We start from the raw sequence: 17,038 nt of genomic DNA, 5'->3' as shown, positions 1-17,038 counted from the left end.
CGAGTGCAGCTCTCCGGCGTCGGCGCGGCGTTTCCATTCGGCCAGCGCGGCGAACTTGCGCGCCTCGGCCGCCGCCGCGGTGCGGGCCCAGCCGGCGATCGCGTCGATCAGCTCGGCATTCGAGGCGGCGGCCACCGCGGCCGGACCCGGAAGCGAACCATCGAACATGTGTGCGAGTCTAGTCGCGGCGGATGCCCGCGATGCCGGTCAAGACCGCTTCACCCGAAACCTGGGGATGAACCCGCGATTGGGGATAACCGCCGCGTGTCATCAAGCCCGGCAACCATCACGGACCCCAGGCGGGCCGATCAGCCCAGCGGACTGGGGACCGAGGTCACTTGGCCGGAGATGGACGGCGTGCCACAGTGAGGACATGACAGACATCCCCCTGGTCGGTTCGACCCCGATCTCCAGCCTCACCGGCGATTCGGTCGTGCGCGTCCCGAAGAACGCCTCGGTCGCCGACGCCGCGCGGGAACTCGTGTCCCAAGATGTCGGGGTCGTCGTGGTCGGCGACGACGAGCGGCCCGCGGCGGTACTCAGCGAGCGCGACGTCGTCCGCGTGGTGGCCGCCGGCAATGATCCCGCTGCGGTCCTCGCCGCCGACATCGCCAGCACCAAGCTGGTGTGGTGCAGCGCCGACGCCACCGTCGACGAGACCGCCAATCGCATGATGGAGCACTACATCCGGCACGTCCTCGTCGAGGAGGACGGGGCGCTGATCGGCGTCGTATCCGCCCGGGACCTGCTGGGCGTGTACAGCTCCGACGTCGGCGAGAACTAGCGGTGGCCGGACTTACGTAGTCGACGTGGTCCGGCCCCGAAAACTACGTACCAGACCACGCATGCTTCGCTACCTGGTCGCGATCAAACTCATCGGATAGGTGCTCCACACCACCGAGAGGGATCACGACATGACCGTCGAGGACATCCAGACCGCCGAACCGCGTCATCTGGACTACGAACATGCGGCCGGCCCCGCGGAAGCCCACCGGCTGATCCGTGCGGCCCGCGAGCGGGGTCCCATCGCGATGGGTCCACACGGGCCCGAGATCCTCACCTACGAGCTGGTCCGCACCGTACTGCGGGACGACCGGTTCGCGATGCCGCAGGGGCTCGGCCTGACCGCCCAGGGTGTGACCTCCGGCGAGTTGTGGGACATCGTGGTGTCCGGCCTGCTCAGCCTCGACGGCGAGCCCCACCAACGCCAGCGCAGGCTGGTCGCCAAGGCATTCACCCCGAAGTCGGCCGGGCGGCTGCGCACCGCCTGCGCCGAGGTCATCGCCGAGCTCGTCGACCGGGCGTCCTCGACCGGGCACTGCGACGCCGTCACGGATATCGCCCGCCCCTACCCGATCCCGATCATCTGCGAGCTTCTCGGCACCGGCCGCCAAGACTGGCATCGGTTCTCCGCCTGGTCCGACGACATCTTCAAGATCTTCGACTGGAACGTCGTCGACGACGAGGCGACGATCGTGGCGGCATGGCGTGCGCTCGAATCCCATCTCGACGACATGGTGACCCGCCGCCGCGACCACCTGACCGACGATCTGCTCTCGGACATGATGCGCGCCGAGATCGACGGTGACCGGCTCGATCACGAGGAGCTGTTGACTCTGTCGGCCACCCTGCTGATGGCCGGGACCGACACGACCCGCAACCAACTCGCCGCCGCGATCGAGGTGTTCTGCGACCACCCCGACCAGTGGGCGCTGCTCGCCGAGCACCCGGAGTTGGCCGGGCGGGCCGTCGAGGAGGTCATGCGGTACTCGCCGGTCATCTTCAACACGCTGCGCATCGCGCTCGAGGATGTCGAGCTGGCCGGCCACCTGCTGCCCGCTGGCGCGCTGGTCATCGCCAACACCGCTGCCGCCAACCGGGATCCGTCGGTGTTCGACGAGCCCGACCGGTTCGACATCACCCGTGACGACGCTCCAGCCATGCTGACCTTCGGTGGCGGCGTGCACTACTGCCTCGGATCGCACCTGGCCCGCATCGAGCTGACCGAGGCGCTGACCACGATGGCGCGGCGCATGACTGCGATCCGGCGCGACGGCCCCTCGTCCTGGCGGCCGATCACCGGCATCAGCGGTCCCGCGACGCTGCCCATCGCCTACGACTGCGGATACCGGAACCCACGCCGCGAACTCTGAGAGGCCGCGCGCGGCCGCAATCTTCTGCCGGAACCCGCGGGCTCTGCCACACTCCGGGCATGCCCGCCCTGCATCGCCTCGCCGCCACCGTCTGCGCGCTGTCCGTGCTGACCGCCTGCGTGCCGGCCCCGGTCAGCACGGATTCGCCCACCCCGGAACCCGATTCGTCGAAATCCGACGCGATCATGCGGATCGTCCGGGACACCATGAAGACCTCGCACCTGAGATCGGTCATCGTGCGGGTCACCGTGGACGGGCAGGAGGTGGTCACCGAGGCCGTCGGTGAGTCGATGACCGGAGTACCGGCCACCACCAACATGCACTTCCGCAACGGCGCAGTGGCCATCTCCTACGTCGCGACGCTGCTGTTGCTGCTGGCCGAGGACGGCAAGGTCGGACTGGACGACAAGCTGTCGAAGTGGCTGCCGGAGGTGCCGCACGCCGACCGGGTGACGCTGCGTCAGCTCGCCCAGATGACCTCCGGCTATGTCGACTACGTCATCGGCAACACGGAGATGAACGACGAATTCCTGGCCAATCCCTTCCGCGCCTGGACCACCCACGACTTGCTGTCGTTCTCGACGAGACATCCGCTGCTCTACGAGCCGGGCACCAACTGGAACTACTCGCACACCAACTACGTGCTGCTCGGCCTGGCGCTGGAGAAGGCGACCGGCGAGCAGATGTCGACGATGTTGTCCGACAGGGTTCTTCGCCCACTCGGCCTGACCGGCACGACCGCGTCACTGACCGCCGAGATCCCGGCGCCGGTTCTGCACGCGTTCAGCTCCGAACGCCGGGCCGCATTCGAGATCCCACCGAAGACACCGTTCTACGAGGAGTCGACGTTCTGGAACCCGTCCTGGACGATCACCCACGGCGCCATCCAGACCACCACGATCTACGACATGGAGGCCACCGCCGTCGGGATCGGCACCGGCCGGCTGCTGCGCCCCGAGTCGTACCGCGAGATGGTCTCGACCGACCTGCGCGGAAAGACCCGGGCGCAACCCGGATGCGCCACCTGTATGCCGATGACCGAGGGCTACACCTACGGACTCGGGCTGATCATCTCCGGCAACTGGTTGATGCAGAACCCGATGTTCGGCGGGTACGGCGCCGCGGAGGGCTATCTGCCGTCGCACAAGATCGCCGTCGCGGTGGCCGCCACCTTCGCCCCGGAGGCATTCGACACCGAGGGCGGCAACGAGAACGGGGCGGAGCTGCTGTTCCGCAGGATCGGCGCGGAAATGGCTCCCGACGATGCGCCACCCATGCCGCCGCCGAGATAATGGTGCACGTGGCACCGAAGGTTCTGTTCCTGCGCAACGAGCACCTGGCGACCGAAGCGCTGCTGGGCGACGCGTTCGTCGATCACGGGTACGACGTCGAGACGTTCGAGGTGGTACCGCCCGAGCGCATCGACGACCCGGCGGGCCGGGTGAGTTTCCCCGACCCGGCCGGCTACGACGCCATCGTTCCGCTCGGCGCGCGGTGGTCCGTGTACGACGAGGCGCTGCGCGACACCTGGGTGGGCGCCGAGATGCAGTTCCTGCGCGACGCCGCGAGCACCGGGGCCGCGCTGCTCGGGGTGTGCTTCGGCGGCCAACTACTGGCACAGGCCTTCGGCGGCACCGTGGCGCGCTCCCCGCACCCCGAGATCGGCTGGTACCACGTCGACAGCGACCGCTCCGACATCGTGCCGGGCGGACCGTGGTTCGCGTGGCACTTCGACCGCTGGACCCTGCCGCCCGGGGCCACCGAGCTGGCCAGGACGGCCAATGCCTCCCAGGCCTTCGTGCTGGGCCGGGTGCTGGGGCTGCAGTTCCATCCGGAGGTCGACACCGACCTGCTCAAACTCTGGCTGGCCGAGGATCATGACGGAGAGGCGGCCGCCTTCGGCCTCGAGTCCGACGAACTACTCACCCGGACAATCGAACTGGCCGACGATGTGGCGCAACGCATCCACCGCCTGGTAGGTGGCTTCCTCACCCACGTGGCGGGTCAGTCCCCTCCCAGCTGATGGGCGAGCGCGTCGGTGACATCGGGGTGGCGGAACCGGTGACCGAGCACGGTGAGCTTCGTCGGCAGCACCCGCTGGCTTGCCTCGGCCAGTTCGCGGGCGCCCTGTTCGCCCAGCAGCAGCCGCGGCCCCAGGGACGGGACCGGCAGCACCGCCGGCCGGTGCAGTACCCCGGCCAGCGCGGAGGTGTATTCGGAGTTGCGTACCGGCTCCGGCCCGACCGCGTTGACGGGTCCGGCCAGCCGCTCGTCGTAGACCGCGCGGTAGTAGATGTCGAGCAGGTCGTCCAGCCCGATCCAGGACAACCACTGGCGCCCGCCGGCCACCGGGCCGCCCAGTCCCGCCGCGAACAGGGGCCGCAGCAGACGCAGCGTTCCGCCCGCAGCGGCCTGCACGATCCCGGTGCGCACCGTGACCACCCGCAGGCCGGCGTCGGCGGCGGGCGCGGTGGCGGCCTCCCAGTCGGCGACCACGTCGGCGAGAAACCCGCCGCCGTGCACACTGTCCTCGGTCAGCAGAGAGTCGCCCCGGTCGTAGCCGTAGATGCCGATCGCCGACGCGCTGACGAAGACGCTCGGCCCGTCTTCGGCGGCCGCGGCCGCCATCGCCAGCCGGCGGGTGGGCTCCACCCGGCTGTCCCGGATCGCGGCGCGGTGTGACTCGGTGAAGCGGCCCGCGATCGACGCGCCCGCCAGATGAATCACCGCGTCGACGCCGTTGAGCAGGTCGGCGGCCGGAGCCTCCGGGTCCCACCGCCGCTCGTCCTCGCCGCTCGGATCGGCACGGACCAACCGGATGACCCGGTGGCCGCCGGTGGTCAGGAAAGCAGTCAGCGCCGTGCCGACCAGGCCCGACGAGCCGGTGACTGCGATGACGAGCGGGCCTGACCCGGCGTCGGCCGCATCTCGGTGCGCGGCCAGGTCGTCGGCGAGCTGACGGTGACGGTAGACGAAGGTCGAGCGCAACAACGCGGCGGGCACCGTGGTGTCGACGCGGTCGTGCACCCGGGTCTGCCCGCCGGCGTCGGCGAACGTGTGGGTGTGCCGCCACTTTCCGACGACCCGGGCCGGCCAGGACGCGGGACCACGGGTGGACAGCTCGTCGACGAACCTGCCGCCCTCGAGATAGGCCGACGGGTCGTGCCGGGCGACCCAGCGCAACCCTGCCGGCAACCCGAGCACCGCGACGCCGTCGGCCAGCGACTGCGCCTCGGACAGCACGGTCATCGGCTGCCACGGCGGCACCAGCCTGCGCATGGCCCCCGGCCTGGTGTGCCAGCCCCACACCGCGTCGAGCGGATGCGCAAGACAGCTCTCGTAATCGATCCCCATGGTCCTTCACCCGGCCCCTTCTGTCGGCGGTAGTGATTCGGCGCGGCCGCTTTCATGGATTGCCCGTGTTGCGGCCCGGCCATCGCCGGTTCTGAGAGACACTGGTCACAGTCGGTGACCTGCCATGAGCCACACACTGCGAATCTTCCGCGACCGCCGCGAGGCCGGTCAGGTCTTGGCGCGCGACCTCGCCGGCTTCCGCGGTCGGGCCGATGTGCTGGTGCTTGGGCTGGCCCGGGGCGGGGTCCCGGTGGGCTGGGAGGTCGCGTCCTACCTGGGCGCGCCGCTGGACGTGTGCCTGGTTCGCAAGCTGGGTGTGCCCCAGTGGCCCGAGTTGGCGATGGGTGCGGTAGCCACCGGCGGGGGCGTGGTGCTCAACAACGACCTGCTGCGCAGCCTCGGCATCGGCCAGGACACGGTCGACGAGGCGATCCTCAGGGAGACCGCCGAGCTGCGGCGGCGCGAACACGCCTACCGGGCGGACCGGGCGCCGTTGCGGCTCGCGGGCCGGACGGTCATTCTGGTCGACGACGGCATCGCCACCGGCGCGAGCATGGTCGCCGCGGTGCGATCGGTCCGTCAGGCCGGCGCCAGCCGGGTCGTCGTGGGTGTTCCGGTCGGGCCGCCATCGGTGTGCCGGCAGCTGCACCAGGAGGCTGACGAGGTCGTCTGTTCGACGATGCCACACGATTTCCACGCGGTCGGGCAGGTCTTCGGGGATTTCCACCAGGTCGGCGATGACGAGGTACGTGAACTGCTGGCCACCCCGACCGTCGGACCGGCGCCCGGGCCGGACTGATCCGGCGCGCGCTCAGCTCTTGGGGGCGTCCTCGCCGTCCGGTTCGCCCTCGGTCTCGGCGGGCTCGCCCTCGGCCGGTTCCTCCTCGACGACCTCGCCCTCGGCCGGCGATTCCTGTTCGGCCGGTTCCTCGGCCGCGACCGGTTCCTCTTCGACGACCTCTTCTTCGTAGTCGGCGACCGAGGGCTCATCGGGATACTCCTCGACCGGGGCTTCGAGCTCTTCGGCATCGGCACCGGAATCCGCCGAACCCTCGGCCGCGGCGGTCTTGGAGCGGTCACGCAGGCCGTCGACGATCAGCAGCAGGACCCCGATGACGCTGGCCCCGATGCACACCCAGGCGATCAGCTCGTTGCTGGTGACGACGGCCATCACCAACGCCGCCAGCCCGACGACGGCGAGCACCAACGCAATGATCAGCACGGGCGAACCCCGCTGGACCCGAGTCGGAGAGGCACGAGACTAGTTGTTGCCCCGGTTGAACTGGTTGAACCCGCCGTCACTGTTGGCACCGGAGTCCACCGGCGCTGCCGAGCCTCGCTGACCCAGCTCTTCGAGCTGAGACTCCAGGTAGGTCTTCAGACGGGTGCGGTATTCGCGCTCGAAGGTGCGCAGCTGCTCCAGCCGGCCCTCCAGCACCGTGCGCTGCTGGTTGATGGTGCCCATGATCTCGGAATGCTTGCGCTCGGCGTCGGCCTGCAGCGCGTCGGCCTTCTCCTGGGCCTGACGCAACTGCGTCTCGGACCGGGTCTGCGCGTCTGCGAGCATGGCATCGGCCCGCTGCCGGGCGTCGGCCACGGTGGCCTCGGCGGTCTGCCGCGCCTCGGTGACCATGGCATCGGCCTGGGCGCGGGCATCGGCGAGCATCTTCTCGGATTCCGCCTTCGCACTGCCGGTCAGGCGATCGGCGGTGTCCTGGGCCAGGCTGAGCACCTTGGCCGCACGCAGGTGCTGGTCCTCGGGCGCCGGCGCCACGGGCGGGGCTTCGTAGACCGGTTCGGCGACCGCGGCCGGTTCCGGCTCGGGCTCGGGCTCGGCGTCGTAGACCGGCATCTGCTGCGTGGGCTGCGCGACTCCCCCGCCTGCGCGCGCCGACGCCAGCTCCTGGTCCAGCTCGGCGACCCGCTGCCGCAGGTCGCTGTTTTCCTCGATGAGCCGGGCCAACTCGTTCTCGACGAGGTCGAGGAACGCGTCGACCTCGTCTTCGTTGTAGCCGCGCTTGCCGATCGGTGGCTTGCTGAACGCGACGTTATGCACGTCGGCGGGAGTGAGCGGCATTGTCTGCCCCCTTGGAGTCTGGACCGTCAACCGATCTCAAAGTGTAAAGCAGTGCTGGAAGGTAACTGGCGTCCATCCTGTCACACCAGACCCTGCGGTTGCAGGCGAGGCCGGGAAATAAGATTGAAATTCAACAATCGCCGAGTCCGTGCGGGCATCCCGACCGGTCCGCCCGGCGGTGCCGACGGTGTCGACGGCGGGCACGTTTTCCCAGTTCGGAGGGGTCGACTCAGACCGCGGCACCGAACGCCAGCTGCATCCCGATGAACGCGACGAGCAGCAACACCATGATGGACAGATCGAACCGGACCGCTCCGATCGTCAACTGCGGGATGATCCGGCGCAGCAGCTTCACCGGGGGATCGGTCACGGTCATGATGATCTCCAGCACCACCACCGTGGCCCCCCGCGGATGCCAGTCACGGCTGAAGGACCGGATGAACTCGACCACGACCCGGGCGATCAGCAGCAGCCAGAAGACGAACAGCGCGAAACCCAGGATCTCGAAGAAGAGCCCCAACTGAGCGACCTCACTCCAGGCAGACGTACGACGTGCGTTTCAGCGGAAGTGTCGTTCGGGGCCGATGGCTCCCACGCGACGCCGTCAGCCTACCCTCGGGCGCGCGGCCGGCTACTGATAGGCGTAGAAGCCGGCCTCCGCGATCCGCCGGCGCTGCTCGGCGGTGACGTCGACGTCGGCGGGCGAGAGCAGGAAGACCTTGGTCGCAACCTTGTCGAAGGAACCACGAAGCGCGAAGGCCAGCCCGGCCGCGAAGTCGACGAGCCGCTTGGCGTCGGCGTTGTCCATCGACACCAGGTCCATGATCACCGGGGTGCCATCGCGGAACCGCTCGCCGATGGTGCGCGCCTCGCTGTAGTCCTTGGGACGCAGCGTGGTGATCTTCGCCAACGGGCTACCCGCCTCGAACAGCTCGGCCATTCCCCGCGGATCCATCGCCAGTGCGCCCCGCGTCGAGCCCCGCATCGCGCCGAATCGCGGTGGCGTGCGGTCGAACTCCCGCGGTGTACGCATCCGGGGCTCGAAACGCGAGTCCTCGAATCCACCCCCCATGCCCGTGCGGTAGCCGGGCTCGTCGTAGTCACGGCGCCGGTCGTCGCCGGGTCCGTCGAAGCCGCGCGAGTAGCCGTCGTCCTCGAAGCGATCTTCGCGGGACCGGCGGTAGCCACGCGCCGGCACGCGGTCCTCGTCGTCGTAGTAGTCGTCCTCGTAATCATCCATCGGTGCCATACCGAAGTAGGCCTTGACCTTGTGCAGTGTGCTCATTGTGAGGACCCTTCTTGCGGTGCTGGAGATTCTGATGTTCCCGAAGACGTTCCAGAAGCTTCTGGTGTCCATGATGTAGGTGTGACTGGAGTGACTACTGCGGGTGACGTTAGCGGTCGCGTTCCCAATAGCGCGGTACCGACACGCACACATGTCGATCCGTGTTTCACCGCCGCCTCGAGGTCCCCGGACATCCCGGCGGACAGTTCGAGCCGCTGAGGGTAGAAACGCTGTACCCGGTCGCGCTCCCGGCCCAAACGCTCGAACGCCCGGTCGGGGTCCCCACCCAGCGGGGGAATCGCCATCAGACCGACGAACCGCAACGCTGCCGCCCCGTCCATCGCGGCGCAGAGTTCGTCGACGCGGTCGGTGGCATCGACGTCCACCCCACCCCGCGCCTCGTCGCCGTCGAGGCTGACCTGAAGGAACACCCGCAGCGGCGCCGCACGGCGGCCGTCGTCGAGCGCGGCCGCCGCGCCGCGGTCCAGCGCGGCGATGACCTTGGCGCTGTCGACCGAATGTGCCGTGTGGGCCCAGCCGGCGACCGAACGGGCCTTGTTGCGCTGGATCCTGCCGATCATGTGCCAGCGGATGGCGGTCTCCCCCACGACCTCGCGCACGGCCGCGATCTTCTGCGTGGCCTCCTGATCGCGGGACTCGCCGAAAGCCGAACAGCCCAGCTTGTACAGCGCGATGACGTCACCGGCCGGGAAGAACTTGGTGACCGGAAGCAGTTCGACGTCGGCGACGTCGCGTCCGGCGGCCGCCGCGGCGCGCTCGAGCCGCTCACGCAGCCCGGTTAACGCTCGCGAGAGCTGCTCTTCCCGGGCCGCGGTCATGCTCCGGGCTCCAGCCACACCAGCGACGCCAGCCGCCCGGTGGGTGCATCGCGGCGATGGCTGAACAAGTTCGGATCCTCGACCGTGCAGCGGGGGTCGATGTCGATCGCGGTGACACCGAGGGTGCCGAGCTGCGCGGCGATCCCGGCCCGCAGGTCCAGGCCGACGGTGCCGCGACGGGTGGTGGTGCGGCTGCCCGGCAGCGCCGCCTCGACCTCGGCGGCCATCTCCGCGGGCACCTCGTAGTTGCGGCCGCTGACCGCCGGGCCCAGCAGCACGGAGATGTCCTCGGCGTGCGCACCCACGTCCAGCATCGTCTGCACCGCGTTGGCTACGATCCCGCGCTGCGCGCCGACGCGACCCGCGTGCACCGCGGCGACCACCCCGGCCCGGGCGTCGGCCATCAGCACCGGGACACAGTCGGCGGTCACCACGGCCAGCGCCAGCCGCGGCGCCGTGGTGACCAGACCGTCTGTGCCGTCGATGATTTCGCCCGCGCCGTCGACGATCCCGACATTGGCGCTGTGCACCTGGTTCATCCAAACGATGCCGTCACCCAGCCCGGTGGCGGTGGCCAGCCGTCGCCGGTTGGCCGCCACCGCGGCGGGATCGTCGCCGACGTGGTCGCCGAGGTTGAAGGTCGCAAAGGGCGGCTTCGAGACACCACCGGCGCGGGTGGTGGTCACGCGCCGCACCCGGAAGTCGACGGCGCGGCCGGAGGACGCACGATCAGGCACGGTGCCGCCGGAGGACGCACGATCAGGCACGGTGCGACGGTACGACGTGTCAGTGACGCATGAAAGGCGGCACGTCGACGTCATCGTCGGAGATACCGCCGTCGTCCCCGCCGATCCGCACCGTTGCGCCGTTGGTGTGCACCGGAACGCTGGCCGCATCCGCCGGCTCGAAGAGCGACGAGTTGACCCGTCCGGCCTTGCCCGGGGTGATCGGCGTGGTTCCGGTCGCGCCGTGCTCCCCCGTCACCGGCTTGCGGCCCGGCCCGGCGGCATCGAACCCGGCCGCGATCACCGTGACCCGCACCTCGTCGCCGAGCGAGTCGTCGATGACGGTGCCGAAGATGATGTTGGCCTCGGCATGCGCGGAGTCCTGCACCAGCGAGGCGGCCTCGTTGATCTCGAACAGGCCCAGGTCGCTGCCGCCCGCGACCGACAGCAGCACGCCCTGGGCGCCCTCCATCGAGGCTTCCAGCAGCGGCGAGTTGATCGCGATCTCGGCGGCCTTGAGCGCGCGTCCGTCACCGCGCGCCGAGCCGATGCCCATCAGCGCGGTGCCCGCGCCGCTCATCACGCCCTTGACGTCGGCGAAGTCGACGTTGATCAGGCCCGGGGTGGTGATCAGGTCGGTGATGCCCTGCACGCCGTTGAGCAGCACCTCGTCGGCGCTGCGGAACGCGTCCATCAACGACACCGCTGCATCACCCATCTGCAGCAGCCGGTCGTTGGGGATCACGATCAGCGTGTCGCAACTCTCCCGCAACGCGGTGATGCCCGATTCGGCCTGGTTGCTGCGCCGCTTGCCCTCGAACGAGAACGGCCTGGTCACCACGCCGACGGTCAGCGCGCCGAGCTTGCGGGCGATGGTGGCCACCACCGGCGCCCCGCCGGTGCCGGTGCCACCGCCCTCGCCGGCGGTGACGAACACCATGTCGGCGCCGCGCAGCAGCTCCTCGATGTCGTCCTTGGCGTCCTCGGCAGCCTTGCGTCCCACCTCGGGATCGGCGCCGGCACCCAGCCCGCGGGTGGAGTCGCGCCCCACGTCGAGCTTGACGTCGGCATCGCTCATCAACAGCGCCTGGGCGTCGGTGTTGATCGCGATGAACTCGACGCCCTTGAGGCCCTGTTCGATCATCCGGTTGACGGCGTTCACGCCGCCACCGCCGATGCCGACCACCTTGATCACCGCAAGGTAGTTGTGCGGGGGGGTCATCGCTCGACCTTCTTCGCGCAAGCGCTCATTGGCGGTCGCCCTTCCTGCGTGGTTGCCTGTCGTGCGCCGGAACCCCCTGCTCGAAACCCTCAACCTCTACCATAGGCTTAGAGTTATGTCAGGTTGCTCCGCGTGAACAAGAACGTATGGCGGGGATGCCCGCGATCCGCGCAGGCGCGCCGAGAAACACCGCGACAATTTCCGAATCGGTCCTGCGCCGACGCCGGCCGGCCGGCCGGCGTCTATTTCACCGTCGGCAGATCCGGGCTCGACACGTCGTAGGTCTGCCCCGGCTGGGTCAGCAGCGCGCCCAGCTTGAGTGCCTTCTCCTCGGTCCGGTCGGTCGTGCCCCACACCACGGTGCGGCCGTCGATCAGGGTCAGCGTGATCGCGGCCACCGACGGGGCCGACACCCGGCCCACCTGAGCCGCCACCTCGGGGCGCAACGAGGTCATCACCTGCAGGGCCGCCTTCGTCGCCGGATCCGTCGGACCGGGCTGCTCGGTGTCCAGGTAGGGCACGCCGGGGGGCGGCGGCGCCGTCGCGAAGTCCACACCGTCCTTGTCGAACAGGTGCACACCGTCCGGATAGTCCTTGACCACCACCGGCACCCGCTCGACGATCGTGACCCGCAACGTGGACGGGTATTCGCGCTGCACCCGCGCCGAGGCCACCCGGCGGATCTCGGCGACCCGCCCCGCCACGGCGTCGGTGTCGATCTGCAACAGCGGGGTACCGGGTTGCACCGCCGCGGCCGCGGTCACCTCGTCCTGGGTGACCACGCCGAGGCCGGTCACCGCGATGCTGCGCGCCGACATGATCGGGGTGAAGTAGAGCAGCAGCCCGAGCCCGACGACCAGCACCGCGATCGCGGCGGCCCACATCACCAGCTTCAGCCCGCGGACCGCGCCACGGCCCAGCTTCGCGGTCTCGGGCGCCGAGCGGCCCAGCGCCTTGCGTTTGGCCTCCCGGCGGGCCTCCTCGATCGCGGTGGCCCGGGCCTGCGCCTCCCGGCGGGCCTCACGTTCCCGGCGGGCGCGTCGGCGCGGACCCTCGAAGTCCTCGGCGGCCTGCGGGTTCGCGGCCTCGGCAGTCGGCTTACCGGCGGTGTCGACGGCCGGCTCGTTCGCGGCGTCCGCACCGGTGGCCTCGGTCCCCGCGGCGTCGGCCACGCCGGCCGCCGGTTCGTCGTCGCGGGGTTCGCTCATCTCGACACCCCGCCCGGCCCGCCGGGAGCGCGGCGATTGGCCCTGGCCCGTATCTCGGCCAGGATCTCGTTGCCGAGCAGGGTGACGTCACCGGCGCCCATCGTGACCAGCACGTCACCCGGTTCGGCGGCCGCGGCGACCAGGGCGGGCACCGCGGAGAAGTCCGCGATGTAGGTGACCGGTGTGCTGACCCGCTCGGCGATCGTGGCGCCACTCACCCCGGCCAGCGGCTGTTCGCGCGCGGCGTACACGTCGAGCACGAAGACCTCGTCCGCGACGTCCAGCGCCCGGCCGAATTCGGCGGCGAAAGCCTCTGTGCGGGAGTACAGGTGCGGCTGGAACACGACGATCGACCGGCCGGTTCCGCCCTGCTGGTTCAGCTCCCGCAACGCGGTGAGCGTCGCGTGCACCTCGGTCGGGTGGTGGGCGTAGTCGTCGAACACCCGTACCCCGTTGGCCGTGCCGACCAGTTCGAAGCGTCTGCGCACCCCCTCGAAGCCGGCCAGCCCGTCCAGCACGACGTCGGGCTGCGCACCCGCCTCCAGCGCGGCCAGCAGCGCACCGAGCGCGTTGAGGGCCATGTGGCGGCCCGGCACCGACAGCCGCATCACCCGGCGGCGGGCCTCGCCGCGCAGGCTGATGTGGGCCACCGCCCCGGTGCTCTGCTGGGTCCAATCCTCGAGCGTGGCGTCCAGTGCCGGGTGGCTGCCCGCGGTGCCGTAGCGCAGCACCCGGACCCCGGGCGCGGTGTCCAGCGCCGCCACCCGATCGGCCAGCGCGCGGGCCCCCGGATCATCGGCGCACACCACCAGGGCACCGCCGGGCCGCAGACACTCGACGAAGCGGTCGAAGACCGCGCTGTAGGCCTCGGTGCTGCCGAAGAAGTCCAGGTGATCGACCTCGATGTTGGTGACCACCACCACGTCGGGGCGGTACTCCAACAACGATCCGTCGCTCTCATCAGCCTCGGCGACGAAGCAGGCGCCACTGCCCCGATGCGCGTTGGTGCCGGCCTCCCCGAGGTCGCCGCCGACCGCGAAGGACGGGTCGAACCCGCCGTGCTGCAGGGCCACGATCAGCATCGACGTGGTGGTGGTCTTGCCGTGGGTGCCGGTCACCATCAGCGTGGTGTGACCGTCCATCAACCTGGCCAGCACCGCGGGACGCAGGATCACCGGGATGCCCCGCCTGCGCGCCTCGACCAGTTCGGGGTTGGTCTTCGGGATGGCGGCGTGGGTGGTCACCACCACCGTGGGTCCGCCGGGAAGCATGTCCAGCGACGACGCGTCGTGGCCGATCCGGATCGTGGCACCGCGGGCGCGCAGCGCGATGACCCCACGCGACTCCTTGGCGTCCGAGCCGGACACCATCCCGCCGCGATCCAGCAGGATGCGCGCGATGCCGCTCATGCCGGCGCCCCCGATGCCCACCATGTGTACCCGCCGGAGTTCCTCGGGCAGATCCGTTCCGCTCACCGCCCGGATCTCCGGTCCCGTGCCACGCCGAGGGCCACCTCGGCGACCCGGCGGGCCGCGTCGCGGTGCCCGGCGAGCGCGGCGGCCGAGGTCATCGCCGCCAGCCGCGTCGTGTCGTTGAGCAGCCCGGCGACCGTGTCGGCCACGAACTGCGGGGTCAGGCCGGCATCGTCGACGATCATCCCGCCGCCGGCCTCGACCACCGGCAGGGCGTTGAGTCGCTGCTCGCCGTTGCCGATGGGCAGCGGGACGTAGACCGCGGGCAGACCGACCGCGGTGACCTCGGCCACGGTCATCGCTCCGGATCGGCAGATGGCCAGATCGGCGGCCGCGTACGCCAGGTCCATCCGGTCCAGATAGGGCACGGCCACATAGGGCGGGGCCCCGGGCGCGGGGTCGGCCAATTGCAGCGTGTTCTTCGGGCCGTGCGCGTGCAGAACCGCAATCCCTTCCCCGGCAAGCTTTTCCGCAGCCGCCGATACCGCACGGTTCAGCGACTGCGCGCCCTGAGACCCACCGAACACCAACAGCACCCGCGCGTCGTCGGCGAACCCGAAGTAGCTCCGCGCCTCGGCCCGCAGCGCCGACCGATCCAGCGTGGTGATCGTCTCCCGCACCGGCATGCCGACCACTTCGACGTGCCGCAGCCCCTGATCGGGCACCGCCGCCAGCACCCGCCGGGCGGAGATCGCGCCCACCCGGTTGGCCAGGCCGGCGCTGGCGTTGGCCTCGTGCACGACCACCGGCACCCGGCGCCGCTTCCTGGCGCTGTTCGCCGCGAGGTAGGCCGGCAGCGCGACGTAGCCGCCGAAGCCGATGACCACGTCGGCCTGCACCTCGTCGAGCACCGCCCGGGTCTGGCGGACCGCGCGGCGCACCCGGGCCGGCAGCCGGACCAGATCGGCGGAGGGCTTACGCGGCAGCGGCACCGGGGTGATCAGCTCGAGGTGGTATCCCCGGGCCGGGACCAGCCGGGTCTCCAGTCCGCGCTCGGTCCCCAGCGCGGTGATCCGCACGTCGGGTTCGAGCGAGGTCAGCGCGTCGGCGACCGCCATCGCGGGTTCGACGTGACCCGCCGTGCCACCGCCGGCGAGAACCACCGATATCCCCCGGTCGTCCCCTGCGCTTCGCACGTGGCCCCAGACCTCCTGCCCCGCCGGGACCGAAATCCCCGTCACCCGTAACGCTGACCTTCCAGTGCGCGGGCCCGTCGGCCCTGATTGCGCTGGCCAGCACCATATCCGATCGAGGATCGACCGGCTCGCACCGGCTGCTTGGCCGCAGCACGGGGGCGCTTCTCGAGCTGCGATTTCGTCTTCGCTGCCGGCGCGGCGGCCCCCCGCGCCGGGCGCGACCGGAGCCGGTCGCGCAGCGCCTCGGTGCGGGTCGGCACGTACGGCGCGGGCAGCGGCAGCCGCAGCAGCCGGTTCACCCGGTCGTCACGCCCGGCGCGCAGCGCAGCGACGGCCTCCGGTTCGTGGCGCGCGGCGTTGGCCATGATGCCGATCATCAACAGCGTCGTGGCCGTCGAGGTCCCACCCGCCGAGATCAGCGGCAGCTGCAGCCCCGTGACCGGCAACAGGCCGACGACGTATCCGACGTTGATGAAGACCTGGGACAGGATCCACAGCGTGGCGGTGGCGGTGAGCAGCCGCAGGAACGGGTCGGCCGACCGGCGCGCGATCCGCATGCCGGTATAGCCGAACAGCCCGAACAGGCACAGCAGGCCGGCGGCGCCGATGAACCCGAGTTCCTCACCGATGATGGCGAAGATGAAGTCGTTGTGAGCGTTGGGCAGGTAGTTCCATTTCGCGGTGCCCTGACCCAGCCCGTCGCCGAAGATCCCGCCGTTGGCCAGCGCGAACCGGGCCTGGCGCGCCTGGTAGCCCGACCCCTGCGAGTCGGCGGCCGGGTTCAGCCAGGACTGCACGCGCGCGGACCGGTAGCCCTCCGACACCGCGAGCACCGCACCCGAGACCAGGATCGCCACCAGCGAACTGACGAACACCCGCAGCGGCAGCCCGGCGTACCACAGCAGGCCGAGCAGGATGACACCCATCGACAGCGTCTGACCGAGGTCGGGCTGGGCGACGATGAGTGCCAGCGCGATCACCGCGGCGGGCACCAGCGGGACCAGCATCTCGCGTAGCGACGCCTGCTCCATGCGTCGGGCCGCCAGCAGATGCGCACCCCAGATCGCCAGCGCGATCTTGGCCAGTTCGGAGGGCTGCATCGAGAACCCCGCCACCACGAACCAGCCGCGGGAACCGTTGGCCACCTTGCCGATCCCCGGGATCAGCACCAGCACCAGCAGCACGATCGTCAACGCGAAGCCGGCGAAGGCGAACCGCCGCATCACCGCCACCGGCGTCCGGAGCGCCACGTAGAACGCCACCAGCCCGATCGCCGTCCACAGCACCTGCTTGCCGAACACCGCCCAGGGTGAGCCGTCCTGGTCGTAGGAGTAGACCCCCGATGCCGAGAGCACCATGGTCAGACCCATCGTGGTCAGCAGCGCAGCGACGGCGATGATGAGGTGAAACGACGTCATCGGCCGGTTCAGCCACGCCCCGACCCGGGTCCGGGGACCCGGCGCGGCCTGGTGTGTGGCGGCCGCCGGTTGCGCCGGGTCGGCGGCCGCCGGATTGGCCCGCCGGTTGCGCAGCCGGGTCAGGATGCTGCTGTTCATCAGGATGCTCC

At 70.4% G+C, this 17,038-nt stretch carries 17 protein-coding genes; 5 read left to right on the top strand and 12 right to left on the bottom strand.

The annotated features are described in order from the left end of the window. Window positions 1-373: 373 nt before the first annotated feature. From JDV09_RS06170 to JDV09_RS06155, 4 genes are all read left to right on the top strand, one after another. On the top strand, window positions 374-784 hold the full coding sequence (locus tag JDV09_RS06170) for a CBS domain-containing protein (protein ID WP_221368211.1): 411 nt from the start codon (window positions 374-376) through the stop codon (window positions 782-784). A 130-nt stretch (window positions 785-914) separates the two neighbouring features. After that, window positions 915-2,153 (top strand): cytochrome P450, encoded by a 1,239-nt coding sequence (locus JDV09_RS06165; RefSeq protein WP_221368210.1) that lies wholly within the window; start codon window positions 915-917, stop codon window positions 2,151-2,153. Between the two features lie 59 nt (window positions 2,154-2,212). Further along, entirely contained in the window at window positions 2,213-3,445 is a 1,233-nt protein-coding gene (locus JDV09_RS06160) for a serine hydrolase domain-containing protein (protein ID WP_221368209.1), read from the top strand. Then, window positions 3,445-4,176 (top strand): type 1 glutamine amidotransferase, encoded by a 732-nt coding sequence (locus JDV09_RS06155; protein ID WP_221368208.1) that lies wholly within the window; start codon window positions 3,445-3,447, stop codon window positions 4,174-4,176. Before JDV09_RS06160 ends, JDV09_RS06155 begins: the two co-directional genes overlap by 1 nt. On the opposite strand, the gene JDV09_RS06150 is transcribed toward JDV09_RS06155, so the two are convergent. Next, window positions 4,158-5,507, bottom strand: a complete 1,350-nt coding sequence (locus JDV09_RS06150) for a TIGR01777 family oxidoreductase (protein ID WP_221368207.1) — start codon at window positions 5,505-5,507, stop codon at window positions 4,158-4,160. The genes JDV09_RS06155 and JDV09_RS06150 overlap by 19 nt on opposite strands. Window positions 5,508-5,631: 124 nt before the next feature. Between JDV09_RS06150 and JDV09_RS06145 the strand changes: the two genes are divergently transcribed. Further along, window positions 5,632-6,306 carry a phosphoribosyltransferase gene (locus tag JDV09_RS06145; protein WP_221368206.1) on the top strand — a complete coding sequence of 225 codons (675 nt, stop codon included), beginning with the start codon at window positions 5,632-5,634 and terminating at the stop codon, window positions 6,304-6,306. A gap of 12 nt (window positions 6,307-6,318) precedes the next feature. Here JDV09_RS06145 and JDV09_RS06140 read toward each other — a convergent pair whose 3' ends face one another. From JDV09_RS06140 to ftsW, 11 genes are all read right to left on the bottom strand, one after another. Beyond that, window positions 6,319-6,729, bottom strand: a complete 411-nt coding sequence (locus tag JDV09_RS06140) for a hypothetical protein (protein ID WP_221368205.1) — start codon at window positions 6,727-6,729, stop codon at window positions 6,319-6,321. 39 nt (window positions 6,730-6,768) lie between these two features. Then, complete coding sequence (gene wag31 / locus JDV09_RS06135) at window positions 6,769-7,584, bottom strand: DivIVA-like cell division protein Wag31 (protein WP_221368204.1); 816 nt, start codon at window positions 7,582-7,584, stop codon at window positions 6,769-6,771. A 229-nt stretch (window positions 7,585-7,813) separates the two neighbouring features. After that, a complete protein-coding gene (locus tag JDV09_RS06130) occupies window positions 7,814-8,104 on the bottom strand; it encodes a YggT family protein (protein WP_221368203.1) in 291 nt (96 codons plus the stop codon). 111 nt (window positions 8,105-8,215) lie between these two features. Then, complete coding sequence (locus tag JDV09_RS06125) at window positions 8,216-8,869, bottom strand: cell division protein SepF (RefSeq protein ID WP_221368202.1); 654 nt, start codon at window positions 8,867-8,869, stop codon at window positions 8,216-8,218. Continuing rightward, window positions 8,866-9,708, bottom strand: coding sequence for a YggS family pyridoxal phosphate-dependent enzyme (locus tag JDV09_RS06120; RefSeq protein WP_221368201.1), 843 nt, complete (start codon window positions 9,706-9,708; stop codon window positions 8,866-8,868). The genes JDV09_RS06125 and JDV09_RS06120 overlap by 4 nt, the downstream gene beginning before the upstream one ends. Beyond that, window positions 9,705-10,445 carry a peptidoglycan editing factor PgeF gene (pgeF, locus tag JDV09_RS06115; protein ID WP_372452854.1) on the bottom strand — a complete coding sequence of 247 codons (741 nt, stop codon included), beginning with the start codon at window positions 10,443-10,445 and terminating at the stop codon, window positions 9,705-9,707. Before pgeF ends, JDV09_RS06120 begins: the two co-directional genes overlap by 4 nt. A gap of 49 nt (window positions 10,446-10,494) precedes the next feature. Beyond that, entirely contained in the window at window positions 10,495-11,655 is a 1,161-nt protein-coding gene (ftsZ, locus tag JDV09_RS06110; RefSeq protein WP_221368199.1) for a cell division protein FtsZ, read from the bottom strand. Between the two features lie 242 nt (window positions 11,656-11,897). Continuing rightward, complete coding sequence (locus JDV09_RS06105) at window positions 11,898-12,863, bottom strand: cell division protein FtsQ/DivIB (protein ID WP_221368198.1); 966 nt, start codon at window positions 12,861-12,863, stop codon at window positions 11,898-11,900. Next, window positions 12,860-14,338 (bottom strand): UDP-N-acetylmuramate--L-alanine ligase, encoded by a 1,479-nt coding sequence (gene murC / locus JDV09_RS06100; protein ID WP_221368197.1) that lies wholly within the window; start codon window positions 14,336-14,338, stop codon window positions 12,860-12,862. The genes JDV09_RS06105 and murC overlap by 4 nt, the downstream gene beginning before the upstream one ends. Beyond that, the gene (murG, locus tag JDV09_RS06095) at window positions 14,335-15,516 is read right to left on the bottom strand and encodes an undecaprenyldiphospho-muramoylpentapeptide beta-N-acetylglucosaminyltransferase (protein WP_221368196.1); all 1,182 of its coding nucleotides are present in this window, start codon (window positions 15,514-15,516) and stop codon (window positions 14,335-14,337) included. Before murG ends, murC begins: the two co-directional genes overlap by 4 nt. Further along, window positions 15,513-17,027, bottom strand: coding sequence for a putative lipid II flippase FtsW (gene ftsW / locus JDV09_RS06090; RefSeq protein ID WP_221368195.1), 1,515 nt, complete (start codon window positions 17,025-17,027; stop codon window positions 15,513-15,515). The genes murG and ftsW overlap by 4 nt, the downstream gene beginning before the upstream one ends. Window positions 17,028-17,038 lie beyond the last annotated feature (11 nt).

This window comes from Mycolicibacterium xanthum, assembly GCF_019710635.1.
GTDB lineage: Bacteria > Actinomycetota > Actinomycetes > Mycobacteriales > Mycobacteriaceae > Mycobacterium > Mycobacterium xanthum.
This window is presented reverse-complemented; position numbering and strand designations above follow the sequence as displayed.

What these genes read in the sequence shown, in the direction of transcription:
- JDV09_RS06170 (WP_221368211.1), top strand. Translation starts at nt 374, where the DNA reads ATGACAGACATCCCCCTGGTCGGTTCGACCCCGATCTCCAGCCTCACC.
- JDV09_RS06165 (WP_221368210.1), top strand. Translation starts at nt 915, where the DNA reads ATGACCGTCGAGGACATCCAGACCGCCGAACCGCGTCATCTGGACTAC.
- JDV09_RS06160 (WP_221368209.1), top strand. Translation starts at nt 2,213, where the DNA reads ATGCCCGCCCTGCATCGCCTCGCCGCCACCGTCTGCGCGCTGTCCGTG.
- JDV09_RS06155 (WP_221368208.1), top strand. Translation starts at nt 3,445, where the DNA reads ATGGTGCACGTGGCACCGAAGGTTCTGTTCCTGCGCAACGAGCACCTG.
- JDV09_RS06150 (WP_221368207.1), bottom strand. Translation starts at nt 5,507, where the DNA reads ATGGGGATCGATTACGAGAGCTGTCTTGCGCATCCGCTCGACGCGGTG.
- JDV09_RS06145 (WP_221368206.1), top strand. Translation starts at nt 5,632, where the DNA reads ATGAGCCACACACTGCGAATCTTCCGCGACCGCCGCGAGGCCGGTCAG.
- wag31 (WP_221368204.1), bottom strand. Translation starts at nt 7,584, where the DNA reads ATGCCGCTCACTCCCGCCGACGTGCATAACGTCGCGTTCAGCAAGCCA.
- JDV09_RS06125 (WP_221368202.1), bottom strand. Translation starts at nt 8,869, where the DNA reads ATGAGCACACTGCACAAGGTCAAGGCCTACTTCGGTATGGCACCGATG.
- JDV09_RS06120 (WP_221368201.1), bottom strand. Translation starts at nt 9,708, where the DNA reads ATGACCGCGGCCCGGGAAGAGCAGCTCTCGCGAGCGTTAACCGGGCTG.
- ftsZ (WP_221368199.1), bottom strand. Translation starts at nt 11,655, where the DNA reads ATGACCCCCCCGCACAACTACCTTGCGGTGATCAAGGTGGTCGGCATC.
- JDV09_RS06105 (WP_221368198.1), bottom strand. Translation starts at nt 12,863, where the DNA reads ATGAGCGAACCCCGCGACGACGAACCGGCGGCCGGCGTGGCCGACGCC.
- ftsW (WP_221368195.1), bottom strand. Translation starts at nt 17,027, where the DNA reads ATGAACAGCAGCATCCTGACCCGGCTGCGCAACCGGCGGGCCAATCCG.